Origin of the sequence: Bacillus sp. FJAT-26390 (assembly GCF_001682865.1) — a bacterium.
Taxonomy (GTDB): domain Bacteria; phylum Bacillota; class Bacilli; order Paenibacillales; family Paenibacillaceae; genus Pristimantibacillus.
The window spans coordinates 51132-67665 of record NZ_MAQX01000033.1 but is presented as its reverse complement, the minus strand read 5'-3'; the positions used below and the strand labels follow the sequence as shown (position 1 = coordinate 67665).

10 protein-coding genes are annotated in these 16534 nt (G+C 48.8%); all 10 read left to right on the top strand.

The genetic code is table 11. The annotated features are described in order from the left end of the window. Window positions 1-247: 247 nt before the first annotated feature. The 10 genes from A7975_RS24635 (at window position 248) to A7975_RS24590 (ending at window position 16509) form a co-directional block, all read left to right on the top strand. Window positions 248-1405, top strand: coding sequence for a response regulator (locus A7975_RS24635; protein WP_065386920.1), 1158 nt, complete (start codon window positions 248-250; stop codon window positions 1403-1405). A gap of 227 nt (window positions 1406-1632) precedes the next feature. Next, on the top strand, window positions 1633-3633 hold the full coding sequence (gene uvrB / locus A7975_RS24630; RefSeq protein WP_065387163.1) for an excinuclease ABC subunit UvrB: 2001 nt from the start codon (window positions 1633-1635) through the stop codon (window positions 3631-3633). Window positions 3634-3649: 16 nt separating this feature from the next. Beyond that, entirely contained in the window at window positions 3650-6532 is a 2883-nt protein-coding gene (uvrA, locus tag A7975_RS24625; RefSeq protein ID WP_053373842.1) for an excinuclease ABC subunit UvrA, read from the top strand. A gap of 239 nt (window positions 6533-6771) precedes the next feature. Next, a complete protein-coding gene (locus A7975_RS24620) occupies window positions 6772-7680 on the top strand; it encodes a carbohydrate ABC transporter permease (protein WP_053373843.1) in 909 nt (302 codons plus the stop codon). A 21-nt stretch (window positions 7681-7701) separates the two neighbouring features. After that, window positions 7702-8526 carry a carbohydrate ABC transporter permease gene (locus A7975_RS24615; protein WP_065386919.1) on the top strand — a complete coding sequence of 275 codons (825 nt, stop codon included), beginning with the start codon at window positions 7702-7704 and terminating at the stop codon, window positions 8524-8526. Window positions 8527-8648: 122 nt separating this feature from the next. Next, window positions 8649-10016, top strand: coding sequence for an ABC transporter substrate-binding protein (locus tag A7975_RS24610; RefSeq protein ID WP_053373845.1), 1368 nt, complete (start codon window positions 8649-8651; stop codon window positions 10014-10016). Window positions 10017-10126: 110 nt separating this feature from the next. Further along, window positions 10127-11932 carry a cache domain-containing sensor histidine kinase gene (locus tag A7975_RS24605; RefSeq protein ID WP_065387162.1) on the top strand — a complete coding sequence of 602 codons (1806 nt, stop codon included), beginning with the start codon at window positions 10127-10129 and terminating at the stop codon, window positions 11930-11932. Continuing rightward, window positions 11907-13520 (top strand): response regulator transcription factor, encoded by a 1614-nt coding sequence (locus A7975_RS24600; protein ID WP_065386918.1) that lies wholly within the window; start codon window positions 11907-11909, stop codon window positions 13518-13520. The genes A7975_RS24605 and A7975_RS24600 overlap by 26 nt, the downstream gene beginning before the upstream one ends. A 16-nt stretch (window positions 13521-13536) precedes the next feature. Next, window positions 13537-15378, top strand: coding sequence for a DUF2264 domain-containing protein (locus A7975_RS24595; RefSeq protein ID WP_065386917.1), 1842 nt, complete (start codon window positions 13537-13539; stop codon window positions 15376-15378). Between the two features lie 15 nt (window positions 15379-15393). Further along, entirely contained in the window at window positions 15394-16509 is a 1116-nt protein-coding gene (locus A7975_RS24590; RefSeq protein ID WP_065386916.1) for a glycoside hydrolase family 88 protein, read from the top strand. The last annotated feature ends 25 nt before the right edge of the window (window positions 16510-16534 follow it).

The window sequence follows — 16534 nt, the reverse complement described above, 5'->3', positions numbered from 1 at the left end:
TGTTTGAAGCTTCGATTCTAGTTGTTTTTTTACTTTTTTCGCTAAATTGCGAGCAGGATTGCATGCTTTAGCATTATATCAACCCAATCTATACATTTTCTGAACATAATAGTTCTTAAGACTTATCGTTTTTTGGCAAGAGCATAAATGATTACGGAGAAGTTGCCGATAGGAGTATGTAAACGGCAACAACGCTTTTTAAGTAATAAAATCGGATTATTTTTACACTGATGTGGGAGTGAAGCAGGTGAAGGCGCTTTTAATAGATGATGAAAGACTGGCTCTTGTTCAACTAGAGAGGATGCTCCGCCAAACGACAGAGGTAACGTCAATTGAATCGTTTCAAAATCCGCTGCATGCCGTGGAGCAAGCCGCTGTGCTGCAGCCGGATATTATTTTTTTGGACATTCATATGCCCGAAATTTCCGGATTGCAGGCAGCCGAGCTGCTTTCCGAGGTTTGTCCGCTTGCGGATATCGTATTTGTAACCGCTCATGATGAGTATGCGGTGCAAGCATTTGAGCTGAATGCGATGGATTACGTGCTCAAGCCGCTTCAGATGTCTCGGCTGCAGAAAACGATGGATAGGCTGACCAAGCGGAGAGGCTTGCCGGCAGCGCCAATAGCTGAAATCGACCACACTCAGAAAATCAATTGCTTCAAAATGCTAAAGTTCCAGTCCTCGGGGCAACAGCCTGAGCTGCCCAAATGGCGGACGGCTAAAGCGCAGGAGCTTTTTGCTTATTTGCTGCACCATCGGGGGCAGATCGTTCATAAGTCGACGCTGCTGGAGGTTTTTTATCCGGAGATGGATTTGAAGCGGGCGATGACTCAGCTCTATACCGCTATTTATCAAATCAGGCAATGCATTCAGAAAATGAATATGAACATATCGATTCATAATTCGAGCATCCAAGAGGGTTATATTCTCGACATCGGCGAAGTCGTGCTGATTACAGAGCTGTGGGAGCAGGAGCTGAGCAAGCTGAGCGGGCCTGTCTCGGGGCAGGTGGATCGTGTGCTGCAATTGCTGGCGGATTATGAGGGCGACTACCTTCAGGATTACGGGTACATTTGGGCTGAGTATGAGAGAGAGCGCTTGAGACAGCTGTGGCTGATCCTCGCGAGGCAGCTTGGCGCATATTACTTGGAGGATGCCCATAGGCAATCCGATGCGCTGCAAATCTATGAAAGAATACAAGCGATGGATCCTTATAATGAAGAAGAGGCGCTGATCGTCATGCGGCTGTATGATGAGCTCGGCTATTATGACAAGGTGACAGCCCATTACGAGCGGCTTCTCCAATCGATGGAGAAGGAGCTGGGCATAGTTGTTCCGCAGCAGGTAAATTTATGGTATAAGAAGTGGCAGGGAAATAGAAACGGCAGAGAGCGGATGCAGTAAGGGCGCAGGCATAAGGCGGGCTCGTACAAATTGGAATACCTCGGCATAAGTCTTGTAGGGACGCTGCTGCGGTATTTTTTTGTTAGGGGATCATTGCGCGGCAGGAAAGATAACGGTATAATATACGGGAACAAACATTCTTATTTTTGTGAAAGCTGATGAAATGAAATTCATATATTTGACCATAATGATAAGAGTATTCGGAATGATGGGGGTGGATGGTAAGCGTGAGCGAACTTGCAAAGGAAACGAAGCTGTTTAAAATTCAGTCGGATTATACGCCGCAGGGCGATCAGCCGAAAGCGATCGAGCAGCTGCTGGAAGGAATAAAGGCAGGCAAGAGGCATCAGACGCTGCTCGGCGCGACCGGTACAGGCAAAACGTACACGATTGCGAATATGGTGGAGAAGCTGAACAGGCCAACGCTCGTCATTGCTCATAACAAGACGCTGGCCGCACAGCTGTGCAGTGAATTCAAAACTTTTTTCCCGGATAACGCAGTCGAATATTTTGTGAGCTATTATGATTACTATCAGCCGGAAGCTTACATCCCTTCAACCGATACCTTTATCGAGAAGGACTCGAGCATTAACGATGAAATCGATAAGCTGCGACATTCGGCGACAAGCTCGCTGTTCGAACGGCGCGACGTGATTATCGTAGCGAGCGTCTCCTGCATCTATGGCCTCGGATCTCCGACGGAATACGGAGGGCTCGTGCTTTCGCTGCGAGTGGGAATGGAGAAGCCGCGCGATACGATTTTGCATAAGCTTGTCGATATCCAATATCAACGCAACGATATAAGCTTTACGCGGGGAACGTTCCGCGTTCGCGGCGATATCGTTGAGATTTTCCCCGTTGCCAACAATGAGCGTGCCATTCGGGTGGAGCTCTTCGGCGACGAGATCGAGCGCATCTCGGAAATTGACGTGCTGACCGGCGAGATTATCGGCGAACGCGATCATATCGCTATTTTCCCGGCGTCTCACTTCGTTACGCAGGAGGAGACGATGAAGGTAGCGCTCGTGAACATCGAGCGTGAGCTGGAGGAGCGGCTCGCCGAGCTGCGCGAGGCAGGCAAGCTGCTTGAAGCGCAAAGGCTGGAGCAGCGGACGCGCTACGATTTGGAAATGATGGCGGAGATGGGCTTCTGCTCCGGCATTGAGAACTACTCGGGACCGCTAACGTTCAGAGAACGCGGCGCCACGCCGTATACGCTGCTCGATTATTTCCCCGACGACATGGTTATCGTCATCGATGAATCACATGTATCGCTGCCGCAAATCAGGGCGATGTACAATGGTGACCGCGCGCGCAAGGAGATGCTGGTCAATCACGGCTTCAGGCTTCCTTCCGCGATGGATAACCGGCCGCTCCGCTTTGAAGAATTTGAAGCGAAGGCGAAGCAGCTCGTTTATGTATCGGCTACGCCGGGTCCTTACGAGATCGAGCATACCGACAAAATGATCGAGCAGATCATCAGGCCTACCGGCCTAATCGATCCGATCATTGACGTTCGGCCGACGAAGGGCCAAATCGATGACCTGTTGAACGAGATTCGTGATCGCATTGCCAAGGATGAGCGGGTTCTTGTTACGACGCTGACGAAGAAGATGTCAGAGGATCTTACCGATTATATGAAGGAGATTGGCATCAAGGTTCGCTATCTCCATTCCGATATAAAGACGCTAGAGCGTTTAGCGATTTTGCGCGACCTCAGGCTTGGCGTATTCCATGTTCTCATCGGCATCAATCTACTCCGCGAAGGATTGGATTTGCCGGAGGTATCCTTAGTTACGATTCTCGATGCGGATAAGGAAGGTTTCCTTCGCTCGGACCGCGCGCTTATTCAAACGATTGGACGCGCGGCGCGCAACAGCGAAGGCCGAGTCATCATGTACGGCGACAAAATAACCGATTCTATGGATCGCGCGATAAAAGAAACAGAACGGCGGCGTACGATTCAGCTTGCCTACAATGAGAAGCACGGCGTTACGCCGCAAACGATTCGCAAAAAAGTACATGACGTTATCGAAGCAACTAAGGTAGCCGAGCAGAAGGCTGATTATTTGACCGAAGCCGGCGCAGGCAAGATGAACAAGAAGGATCGTCTGGCGCTTGTTCAAAGATTGGAAGCGGATATGAAGGACGCAGCGAAAAATCTGCAGTTCGAACGTGCAGCGGAGCTGCGGGACGCGCTGCTGGAGCTGCGCGCAGAGATGGGTTAAGTAGGAGGAGAAACGATTGGCTAGCGATAAAATTGTTATTAAGGGCGCTCGCGCCCACAATCTTAAAAACATTGACGTCACCATACCGCGCGACAAATTTGTCGTACTGACAGGGCTAAGCGGATCTGGTAAATCTTCGCTCGCATTCGATACGATTTATGCGGAAGGACAGCGCCGCTACGTGGAATCCTTATCTGCCTATGCGCGTCAATTCCTTGGACAAATGGAAAAGCCGGACGTTGATTCGATCGACGGATTATCACCGGCTATCTCGATCGACCAGAAGACGACCAGCCGCAACCCGCGTTCTACAGTCGGCACGGTTACGGAAATTTACGATTATTTGCGGCTATTGTTTGCCCGTATCGGCAAGCCGCATTGTCCGGAGCATGGCATAGAAATTACTTCCCAGACGGTCGAGCAGATGGTCGATCGGATTATGGAATACCCGGAGAAGACGAAGCTGCAAATTTTGGCGCCGCTCATTTCGGGACGCAAGGGCGAGCATACCAAGCTGCTGGCTGATATTCAGAAGCAAGGGTTCGTACGGGTCCGCGTAAACGGCGAGCTCCGAGAGCTTAGCGAGAAGATTGAGCTGGAGAAAAACAAAAAGCACAGCATTGAAGTTGTGGTCGACCGTATCGTCGTGAAGTCGGATGTTCAGACTAGGCTTGCGGATTCTTTGGAAACGGCGCTTAAGCTGTCCGAGGGACGCGTGCTCGTTGATATTATCGATCAAGAGGAGCTGCTCTTCAGCTCCAACCTTGCTTGTCCGGAATGCGGATTCAGCATCGAAGAGCTGGAGCCGCGGATGTTTTCCTTCAACAGCCCATATGGCGCATGCCCGGAGTGTGACGGCTTAGGCGTCAAAATGATCGTTGATCCGGACTTGCTTGTACCTGATACGACCAAATCGGTTGAGGATGCGGCTTTCCTAGCTTGGGCAGGCAGCACGTCCAACTATTATCCGCAGTTTCTGAGCGCGGTTTGCGTGCATTACGGCATTCCGCAAAACGTGCCGGTATCGGAGCTTGCGCCCGAGCAGATGAAGAAGCTGCTTTTTGGCACAGGCGGAGAGCGCGTTCGTTTCTTATACGAAAATGATTTCGGCCATCGCAAAGAGGCCTATGTTCCATTCGAAGGGATCGTCCATAACCTCGAGCGCCGCTATCGCGATACGGCATCGGATATGATGCGCGAGCATATTGAGAACTACATGAGCGCCAAGCCATGCGCAAGCTGCAAGGGACAGCGGCTGCGCAAGGAAAGCTTGGCAGTAACGATCAACGCGCAAAATGTGTCGCAAGTAACATCGTTCTCCATCGGCGATGCGCAGCGTTACTTCGAGTCGCTTGAGCTGACGAAGAAGGAGCTTGCGATTGCGAGCCTCATTTTGAAAGAAATAAACAGCCGCCTTGGCTTCCTTGTTAATGTCGGGCTTGAATATTTGTCGCTCAGCCGCGCAGCGGGGACGCTGTCCGGCGGGGAAGCGCAGCGGATTCGATTGGCAACCCAAATCGGCTCCAGCTTGATGGGCGTCCTCTATATACTGGACGAGCCAAGCATCGGCTTGCATCAGCGCGACAACGACCGGCTGATTGAGACGCTAGAGCATATGCGTAATCTCGGCAATACGCTGATCGTCGTAGAGCATGACGAGGATACGATGCTCGCAGCCGATTACATCATTGATATTGGACCTGGGGCAGGCATTCACGGCGGCATGGTCATTGCCGAAGGTACGCCTGCGGAAGTGATGGAAAATGAAAACTCGTTGACCGGACAATATTTAAGCGGGCGCAAGTTTATCGAAGTGCCGGCTGAACGACGCAAAACAAACGAGAAATGGCTGGAGGTACGCGGCGCTAAGGAAAACAACCTTAGAAACGTGAACGTAAAAATACCGCTCGGCGTATTCTCGGCGGTTACGGGCGTTTCGGGTTCGGGCAAGTCGACTTTCGTAAATGAAATTCTCTACAAGACGCTAGCGCGTGATTTGAATAAAGCGAAAACCCGTCCAGGGCAGTACAAGGAGCTTCGAGGCATCGAGCATTTGGAGAAGGTCATCGATATTGATCAATCGCCAATCGGCCGGACGCCAAGATCGAATCCTGCCACTTACACAGGCGTTTTTGATGATATTCGTGATTTGTACGCAAGCACGACAGAGTCGAAGGTTCGCGGCTATAAGAAAGGCCGCTTCAGCTTTAACGTGAAGGGCGGACGCTGCGAGGCATGCCGCGGCGACGGAATTATCAAAATCGAGATGCATTTCCTTCCCGACGTATACGTGCCTTGCGAGATCTGCAAGGGCAAACGCTATAATCGCGAGACGCTGGAAGTGAAGTACAAAGGAAAGAACATTGCCGAAGTGCTGGAAATGACGATTGAAGACGGCTGTTCCTTCTTCGAGAACATTCCGCGCATTCACCGCAAGGTGCAAACGCTTCTTGATGTAGGCCTTGGTTATATGAAGCTGGGTCAGCCTGCAACAACATTGTCTGGCGGCGAGGCGCAGCGGGTGAAGCTGGCGGCTGAGCTATACCGCCGTTCGACGGGCAAGACGCTATACATTTTAGATGAGCCTACAACGGGCTTGCACGTGCACGACATCGATAGATTGCTGACGGTATTGCATCGTTTGGTTGATTCAGGCGAATCGGTACTCGTCATCGAGCATAACCTGGACGTCATCAAAACAGCGGATTACCTCATTGATCTAGGGCCGGAAGGCGGCAGCGGCGGCGGTATGATCGTTGCGACAGGAACGCCGGAGCAGGTCATTAAGGTAGAGCAATCGTATACGGGCAAATACTTGAAGCCGATTCTTGAGCGTGATCGCGCAAGGACCATCGCACAGCATAAAGAGAATCAGAAGGTAGCTGCAGCAGCAGAATAAGCAAGAATAGAAGAGAAAGCAGTCTGAGATTAATCAGATGGCTTTCTCTTTTTTTGCATATTTACAACCTATCAGAGACGGAGCTGCGACCGCGGATGAACAAAACGTCTTTTGCCCATCCCTGTGTGTGAAATGATAAAAAAGTAAAATATGTTCCAAAATACAAAGATCTAATTCTTATGAGCAGCTATTTTTTTTTCTAAAATGAAGCTATACAGAAAGTTTGAAGGAGGAGCTTCATGAAACAGAAAAAAACGTTGATCCAGCTCAGTATGGGCGCTAAGGAGCAAATAGCAGGTTACTTATTTGTCGCTCCTTTAATGATCGGGCTCGTTGTGCTAACGTTGATTCCCGTTCTAGGATCATTATTGCTTAGCTTTACGAATTGGAATTTTGTCGCAGGGGTGGATGCAATTAAATTTGCAGGATTGGATAACTTTGTCCGATTATTTCATGATGGCGTGTTTATGAAAAGCTTATTAAACAACCTTATCTTTATCATTACGGTACCTATTACAATCATACTCGCGTTGGTGCTGGCGATCATTATTGATAAGCATGTTTATTTAAAGGATATGTTCAAAGTCGTTTATTTCCTGCCTTACATTTCTAGCGTGGTCGCCGTTGCGATGGTATGGCAGGTGCTCTTTCACCCTTCGCATGGACCGGTAAATAATTTCTTGATTTCAATCGGAATCGACAACCCGCCGAAGTGGCTGGCTGATATCGATTATGCGATGCCGTCGCTCATGATGATTCAAATTTGGATCCTGCTTGGTTATAACATCATTATTTTCATTGCTGGCTTGCAGGGGATTCCAAAGGATTTGTATGAAGCGGCCGACATCGATGGCGCGAATATATGGACCAAGTTTCGCAAAATCACCGTGCCTTGCATATCGCCGACGACCTTTTTCCTGCTCGTTACCGGGATTATCGGGACGTTCAAAATTTTTGATTTGATCCAAGTGCTCACGCAGGGCGGACCAGCCAATTCGACGACCGTTATCGTGTACGAGCTATATGATACGGCCTTCAATCAATTGAAGACGGGATACGCATCGAGTATGGCGCTTGTTCTCTTCGTTATCTGTCTAGCAATTACGGGCTTGCAAATGCTCGCACAAAAAAAATGGGTGAACTATTAATTCGGAGAGGAGGAATGGCTAATGAAAAACGTGAGTGTATCCAAAATAGGATGGACCATCATTATGGCAGCGGCGGGCATGATCTCGTTGCTCCCGTTTTTATGGATGCTGACGACCTCGTTCAAGCCGGAAGCGGACGTCTTTAATTTTCCGATTGAATGGATTCCGTCGAAGTGGCATCTCATCGAAAACTATAAGCAAGTGTGGACAGGAGGATTTTTGAACTATTATCTCAACTCCATCTACATTACGTTAACGACAACCTTTATCAATGTTTTCGTCTGCGCACTGGCAGCGTTCGGCTTCTCTAAACTGCGGTTCCGCGGCAGAGATACGATGTTCCTTCTCGTACTTGCCTTGTATATGGTGCCGCCTCAAGCATCGCTTGTACCGCAATTTTTATTGTTTAACTGGATGAACCTTATCGATACGCATATTGGCCTTATACTTATCAATAGCTTCAGCATTATTGGAGCCTTCATGCTCAGGCAATTTTTTATGGGCGTGAACAATGAGTTTATGGAGTCGGCCCGGATGGATGGCGCAGGCCACTTCCGCTCTTTCTTTCAAATCGCGCTGCCGCTTATTCGTCCAGGCTTGGCAACGTATGCTATTCTGCGTTTCATATGGACATGGAATGACTACCAGTATCCGCTAATCTTTTTGAAGTCGAAGGACCTATTCACGATCCAGCTTGGCATTAGGCTGTTTGGCGACCAATACGGGGACATCTACTCGCTTATGATGGCGGGCGCCGTATCGGCGATCGTTCCGCTGCTTATCATTTTTGCGCTTGGCCAAAAGCAGGTTATCGAAGGGATCTCGCTTGGCGGCGTAAAAGGGTAACAAAGTCAAAATAGTTTCTCTTCAGTAAAATATGAGAACTTCGAATACGATTTGTACGTGGTAGGATTTGATTGTAGACGTTTTCAAAAACTAGACGGGTCATAAATATTAGGAGGGTTACTATGAAAAAGAGATTATCGATGATGTTATTGGGCTTGGCAGTATTCGCAACGGCTTGCTCCGGGGGCAACAATGGCGGCACTCCGAACAGCTCCGCCACAAATGCTACAAACGCTACTAACGCTCCTAAAGAGACAGCGGCAGCAGAGCAAGTAACGTTGAAGCTAAGCACATGGCAAACGGACGGTAAAGCAAAGTGGACCGACATTATTTCCGTTTTTGAAGAGAAACACCCGAATATTAAAGTAGAGCTTGACCTGCTCAATGAAAAAGGCGACTCGGTTGCTTCCATGCAAAAATTAGATCTGATGGCGGCTTCCAATGACCAGCTTGATATTATCGAGCTGCCTTATACGAACTATTCGCAGCGTGCCGATATTGGCTTGCTTGAGCCTTTGGACAGCTACATTGAAAAGGACGGTTATAAATACGAAGACGAGTATTTGGTAGATACGAAGGTTAACGATAAAATTTACGCTTTGCCTTCTTCCATGCAGCGCTGGTTCGTGCTCTTGAACAAGGAGATGCTCGACGAGGCAGGCTTGCCGGTTCCGACGGACTGGACGTGGAGCGAGTTCATGGAATATGCGAAAAAGCTCACTAAGGGCGAAGGAACAACGAAACGTTATGGCGCTTATTTGCATAACTGGCCGGATTACTTCCAATTGCAAATGATGAGCAAAGCGACCGATAATACGTTCCTGAAAGCGGACGGTACATCCAATGCGACTGATCCGGTGTTTAAATCGAACTTGGAAATGATGAAAAAAATGATGTATGAAGACAAGAGCGCCAATATGTACGAGGACATTATTTCGCAGAAGCTGGCTTACCGCAACCAATACTTCAACGGCTTAGCTGCTATGCTGCCAATGGGTGACTGGATGGTAGCTGAATCCGGGGGCACGGATGCGATTCCTGCTAATTTCGTAACGGCATTCGCGCCGCTTCCAAAACTTGACGGAGAGAGCAAACATTACTCGCCGGTACAACCGACTTATATGGGCGTAGCTGCAAAATCGAAAAACAAAGAAGCGGCATATACGTTTGTAAGATGGTATACCTCTGAAGGTCTTGGCATTAGCGGCCGCGTATTCTCCGGCTGGGCGAAGTCCGATTCCAGCAAGCTTATCGATACGATTGTAGCTGCAGCTAAGGATCCTTCAAAAATTGACGTGGAGTCGCTGAAATATACGATGAGCACTACCATTCCAGGAACGGCGCCAGTACCTGCTAAATACGCCGATGAAGCTAAAAATACCGTTATCCCTGAGGCGGAGCTGTACATTCTAGGCAAGCAGGACGTGGACACCACGATTGCTAATATTGATAAAAATATTGCTGAGGTTGTTAAGAATAACGGGAACTAATGAAGTGCCGAATCGAAATTGATCTTTCATAATAAAGGGCTTACAATGTTGTGGGACAGGAGGAGCACCAATTTCTGTCCCTATTCTATTCAGATATGAGGCCTGCACTCGTGTTAACTCGACAAGATTCGCTGCGGAAGAAATTAGTGTGGTCAGCATTGATCTGTTTTGTCATCCCGCTCGCCGTTATTTATTTAGTCACGAACTATTTTACGAGAGATATTATTTTAGAAAAAGTAGTATTGAATGCCGAAGATTCACTCAAGGTTGCTAAATCGGAAATTAACAGCATTTTCGAGCAAACGTTGAATTTATCCAATTTTGTGTTGATGAACAACGAAATACGCCAAATGCTTATGGTTAATAAGGCTGAATTAGCCTCGCCGCAGCAGAAGCAAGAGTACGCGGTCAATTTCAGCAAGCTGTCGCGGATTTTGGACGATCTTTTTATCCAAAAGGATGATTTTCAAGTTACGATTTTAGGGGTGAAAGAGCCCTTCTATACGAACTATTCGCATAGCGATCTTAACCCAAGATTATGGTATGAGAAAAGCTGGTTTCCCAATCTAAATAAGCTGCCGTTGTTCTCATCTTATTGGCTGGGCGAACAAGTCCAATCGGCGAAGACGAAGTTTACCTTCGTTACGATGGGACGGCCGATCAAACGGACGGCCAGCATTCCAATCGGCTACATGATCGTTAATGTGAACGAACGGTTGATTCGTCCCTATCTCACCACTAACGAAAATCAGGAAATGATTTTGTTAGACGCGAGCGGAGTTGTCATTTCCCATGCTGACCCTTCCCGAATAGGGGAGAAGCTCCTTTGGTGGAAGCCGGAGGGAATGGAGCGAACAATTGAAATAGAGGGCAAAAAATATATTTATGTGGAGCAAGTATTGGAAAGCAATGATTGGCGGGTCGTCAGCCTTATTCCTTTGTCAGCGGCCATCGATAAAAATAAACAGGTATTGTTCATTAGCTTTATCGTTCAAGCGTTGTTTTTCTCTTTGTTCTTTGGTCTGTTGACGATAAGGATCTCAGCGTTGACGAAGCCGATACGCGATTTAAGCGTGTTCGTGACGAAGATCGGACGCGGGCAGCTTGACGAGCGCAATGGCATTCGCGGGCATAACGAGGTCGGCCATTTGGCTAAAACGATTGATTTTATGCTGGACCGTATTCAGGAAATGTTCGAGCAAATTACGGTGGAGCAGGCGAAGAAGCGCAAAGCCGAGCTGGAAATGCTTCAAGCGCAAATCAATCCGCATTTTATGTTTAATCTGCTCAATTCGATCAGGCTCAACATATTGGTGCAGGGAGATCGGGAAAATGCGGAGTTAATCAAGTCGTTGTCCTCGCTGCTGCGAATGACGATTAATCGGGATAACGAGTTTATTCCTCTGCAAGAAGAGGCGGATACTGTACTCCATTATGTGAGGCTGATGAATTTCCGCCATGCCAATCAGGTTAGAGTCGCTTATAACTTCGAGGATGGCTGCGAGCAAGCGTTGGTTCCGCGCTTCATGATTCAGCCGTTGATTGAAAACGCGATTATTCACGGCTTCGAGCAATTTGACGGCGAGATCTTTATCGACGCCAGCATGGAGCGAAGCAGCGGAAGCGAGCTGCTCCAAATAACGGTGCGGGATAACGGCATCGGCATGACGGAGAGCAAGCTGAAGGAGCTGCAAGCAAAAAGCGAGGACGATTCCGAAACGCAGGACGGCGAAAGAAAAAGCTTTTCCGGTATCGGCGTAAAAAATGTGTTTCAAAGGCTGCGACTCGTTTATGGAGAGTCTGTCAAAACGACGATTGAAAGCGAGTCCGGTGTTGGAACGACGATAACTTTGATTTTCCCATTCGAGTGTGAGAGAGCAGGTGCGCAGCGTGTTGACGGCAATTCTAGTGGATGACGATTATCCGGTCGTACGTTATCTCTCACAAACGGTTTTATGGCAGGAGCTCGACATTAAGCTGATCGGCTGTTATTCAAATGGCTTAGAGGCTTGGGAGGCCGCATGCCAAAACCCGCCCGACATTATTTTGACCGATATTGGCATGCCTAAGATGAGCGGGCTGGAAATGCTCGAGAAGTTTTGCGAAATTAATCCGAGGGGCAGAGCGGTTGTGCTGTCCTGCCACAATGAATTCAAGTACGCGCAGCAAGCGCTGAAGCTGAACGTGAAGGATTATATTTTGAAGGAAAGCTTGGATGTCGAGGAGCTGCAAGCGATATTGAAAAATATCGTAACCGATCTGCAGGCAGAAAAGAAGAAAACGACGGATATGCTTTTGTACAAGCAGAAAGAAGCGATGAATCAATCGGCGCTCAAAGAAAAGTTTCTCAAAGACACCTTGTTTCAATCGTTTTGGAAAAAAGAGACCTGGATCGAGCATGCCCGGACCAACGGTGTTCGGCTTCAAGCCAAAAGCTATATTCCGCTCGTCCTTATTATTGACCGTATGTCGACCGTAGCAAGCAATAGGAAACTGAACGATTATACGATTGCGTTCTCGGTGGAAAATGTATTGCAGGATTTATTGGATACATCCCGCTGGTTAACGTTCCGTTACAGCAATAAGCAGCTCGTCATCCTGTACGGCAGCGATGAGCCGGCCAAAGATCAGCAGCTTATTTATTACGCGATGCGGGAAGCGATTGCAGCGATCCAAAAGTATTTGAAAATATCGGTTTCCTGTATTCAGGGAAGGGAAACAAGGGGTCCTAAAGAGATGCAGGACGTCCTGCTGCCGATGCTGAAGGAGCCGGAGCATTGCTTTTACCTGAGGGAATCGACCGTTCACAGCTTCGAAATCGCGCCATTTTCCAAGGAAGATATGTATACCGAGTATGCTCAGTTATTCGCCAGCATTAATCAAAGCATCGCTTTAAATGAGCCTGATGCATTGCGGAGTACAATTGTAGAGTGGGCAAATGGCGTTCGAGCGAAAAAGTTTCATCCAAGCGACGTGAAGGAGTTAGTGCTGCAGCTGCTTATGGACCTGCAAATGAAGACGAAGGTTACGCTGCAGTATCATCCCTTCCTATCCGGCGAGAAATTATACGATGCGGTGAATGCGATTGAAACGCTGGACCATTTGGAAGAGTGGATGATTCAGCATTTGAATGAGCTATCCAGACGATTAAGCATCTATGCGATCAGCTCCAAACGGACGGAGGTCATCAAAGCGCAGCAATTTGTCGTGACGCATGTTACGGAGAAATTGACGCTTGAGGATATGGCCCATCATTTGAACTTGAATTCCAGCTATTTTAGCCGCCTGTTCAAAAAAGAGACGAACCAAAATTTTATCGAATACGTCAATATGGTCAAGCTGCAAAAAGCGAAGGAGATGCTTCAGCAATCGAGCAAAAGCGTCGAAGAAATATCCGATTATTTGGGCTATGCGAACAAAAGTTACTTCATTAAATTGTTTAAGCGGGAGATGGGCATGAGACCTAGCGAATATTCGGTTTGGAGCAAAGGTCATTTCGAGTGAAACGGAGAGAGCTTTCATGGCAGCGAGAGGGTTAGGAGATAAGGGATTGCACTCGAAAGCGGATTTGCAGCAAGCGGTTATAGATGCCTTTGAACCTTTGAAAAATCATTTTACTCCCGGACATGCCGGATTGGCGCTTGGCGCTACAGGGGCAATCCATAGCGAGGCGATCGCCCTGATGGAGGCATTCGCGCGACCGCTGTGGGGACTTGTCCCGCATGCCTGCGGCGGCGGGGAGTCGGATTTGTGGCCGATTTACGTTCAGGGCATCATTCATGGAACGGATCCGAACCATGAAGCGTATTGGGGCGACTTCGGCACGAAGGATCAAAGGATGGTGGAGCAGTCCGTGCTTGGCTTGGGGCTCGCGCTTGCTCCCCATAAAATTTGGGAGCCGCTTTCGGATAAGGAAAAAGAGAATGTGTTTCGGTGGCTGAACCAGATCAACCTAGTTGATCGCTCCAATCCGAACAATTGGCTGATGTTCACTGTCCTTGTGAATGTCGGGTTCAAAAAAATAGGCTTGCCGCATGATCAGGCATTGATGGAGCAGTATCTCGCTATTATTGATACCTATTACTTAGGCGACGGCTGGTATATGGATGGGAATACGGATCAGCGTGATTATTACATTCCGTTCGCGATGCACTATTACGGGCTTATTTATGCCAAATTGATGGAGCATGAGGATGCGGAGCGCGCTGCGCGTTACCGTGAGCGAGCGAGCTTATTCGCGCAGCATTTTATTCATTGGTTTGCCGAGGACGGGAGCAGCATCCCGTTTGGACGAAGCCTGACTTACCGCTTCGCGCAGGTTTCCTTTTGGAGTGCGCTGGTGTTTGCGGATGTGCAGCCGTATTCATTAGGGGTGATGAAGGGCATCATTATGCGTCATTTGCGCTGGTGGTTCTCGCAGCCGATCTTTACGCCTGATGGCTTGCTCAGCATCGGATACGCGTACCCCAATCTATTAATGGGAGAAGGCTATAATGCGCCGGGCTCGCCGTATTGGTCGTATAAAGCGTTTCTTATATTAGCTTTGCCTGACGAGCATCCCTTCTGGCAGGCAGAGGAAGAGGTTTTGCCCGAGCTAAGTCCGCTCGTCGCTCAGCCGCATGCGCGCATGACGATTAGCCGTCCGGAAGGGCATAAGCATGTAATGGCTTATGGCTCCGGCCAAATGGCGAACTTCGACATGTCGCACAGCGCGGCAAAATATTCGAAATTCGTTTATTCGACTTTATTCGGCTTTAGCGTTCCGAAGGGCTACTACGGACTATCGCAGGGAGCCCATGACTCGACGCTTGCGCTGAGCGAATGCGATGAGCATTACCGCGTCCGGCGGTTTTGCGAGGAATTCCGCATTCAGGAGCATTCCGTCTACTCCCGCTGGCTTCCATGGGCAAATGTCGAGGTGCGGACATGGATTATTCCTGCGGGCCTGTGGCATGTTCGCGTACATCGCATAAAGACGGAGCGTGAGCTGGACGTAGCCGAAGGCGGGTTCGCTATTGAGACAGCGAGCGGAGATCTAAAGGTTAATGATGCTGTTCAAGCTGCAAAAGATAGCGTGCTGGCGCAGTTGCCAAATAGTCTGAGCGGCATCATCAGCATTGCCGGGTATGGACAGGCGGAGCTGGTTTATCCGGAGGCCAATACGAATGTGCTGAAGCCGCGTACGATGATTCCGACATTAACCGCCAGGTTAAAGCCGGGTGAGCATGTGTTAATTGCTGCTGTATTTGGCGCGACGAACAGTGAAGAAAACCGGCTGGAATGGACAAAACCGCCCATTATTGAGCGTGATGCTTCGGGAAATATGAGAATCGAATATGTCCTTCATAAGGATATCGTATAAGGCGGTGAATCGTTGATGTGGCAAACGGCAATTAATGATGCGATTGGCAAAGTGAAACAAAATATAGGCAAACACCCTGGAAGACTGCCGCATATTACGGAAGGGCAGCGTTATGAATGGGGAGAGAATGACGACTGGATTGAGGGCTTCTACATCGGCTTGATGTGGCTTGCCTATGAATATAGCGAAGATTCCTTTTATAAGGAAGCGGCGGAAGCATACCTGCCGAACTTTAAAGACCGCCTGGATCGCCATGTAGCGCTGGATCATCATGATATCGGGTTTTTATATTCGTTGTCGGCGGTGGCGCAGTGGCGTGTGACCGGAAGCGAAGAAGCACGAGCGGTCGCCCTGCAGGCGGCAGAAACGCTTTATTCGCGCTGGCGGCCGCAGCTTGGCATTATTCAAGCATGGGGCAAGGAGGATGACCCGGAAAATGGCGGACGGATGATCATCGATTGTTTAATGAATCTTCCGCTCTTGTTCTGGGCTTATGAGCAAACTGGCGAGCAAAAGTATTATGACATTGCCTACAGGCATGCTTGTGCAAGCCAAAAGTTTTTGGTGCGCGGAGACCGGTCGTCCTACCATACGTTTTATTTTGACCCAAAGACCGGCCATGCCCTTCGAGGCGGAACGCATCAAGGTTATGAGGATGGCTCGACTTGGACAAGAGGTCAGTCGTGGGGCATTTATGGCTTCGCGCTTGCCTACCGTTACACGAAGGATGCTGCTTTTTTGGAGACGTCCAAACGACTGGCCCATTACTTCATTGAGCATCTGCCGGAGGATCAAGTTGCGTATTGGGATTTTGACGTACCGCTTGAACCGCATACACCAAGGGACAGCTCGGCATCTGCTATCGCCGCATGCGGCCTGCTTGAATTGCTTGAGCTTCTATCTGCGGACGATTCCGATCATGCTATATTCGAGAAAGCACTCCAAAGCAGCATGGAGTCGTTAGTTAGCCGTTATGCAACAACGGATTTGCCGGATGCGGAAGGACTGCTGAAGCACGGGTCCTATCATGTGCGCGGCGATCGCGCGCCGGATGATTATATGATTTGGGGCGATTATTATTATGTTGAAGCCCTGCTTCGCATGCAAAAGGGGATTAAGGGTTACTGGTAACGATTGCGGCAGCAGCATATAGCAA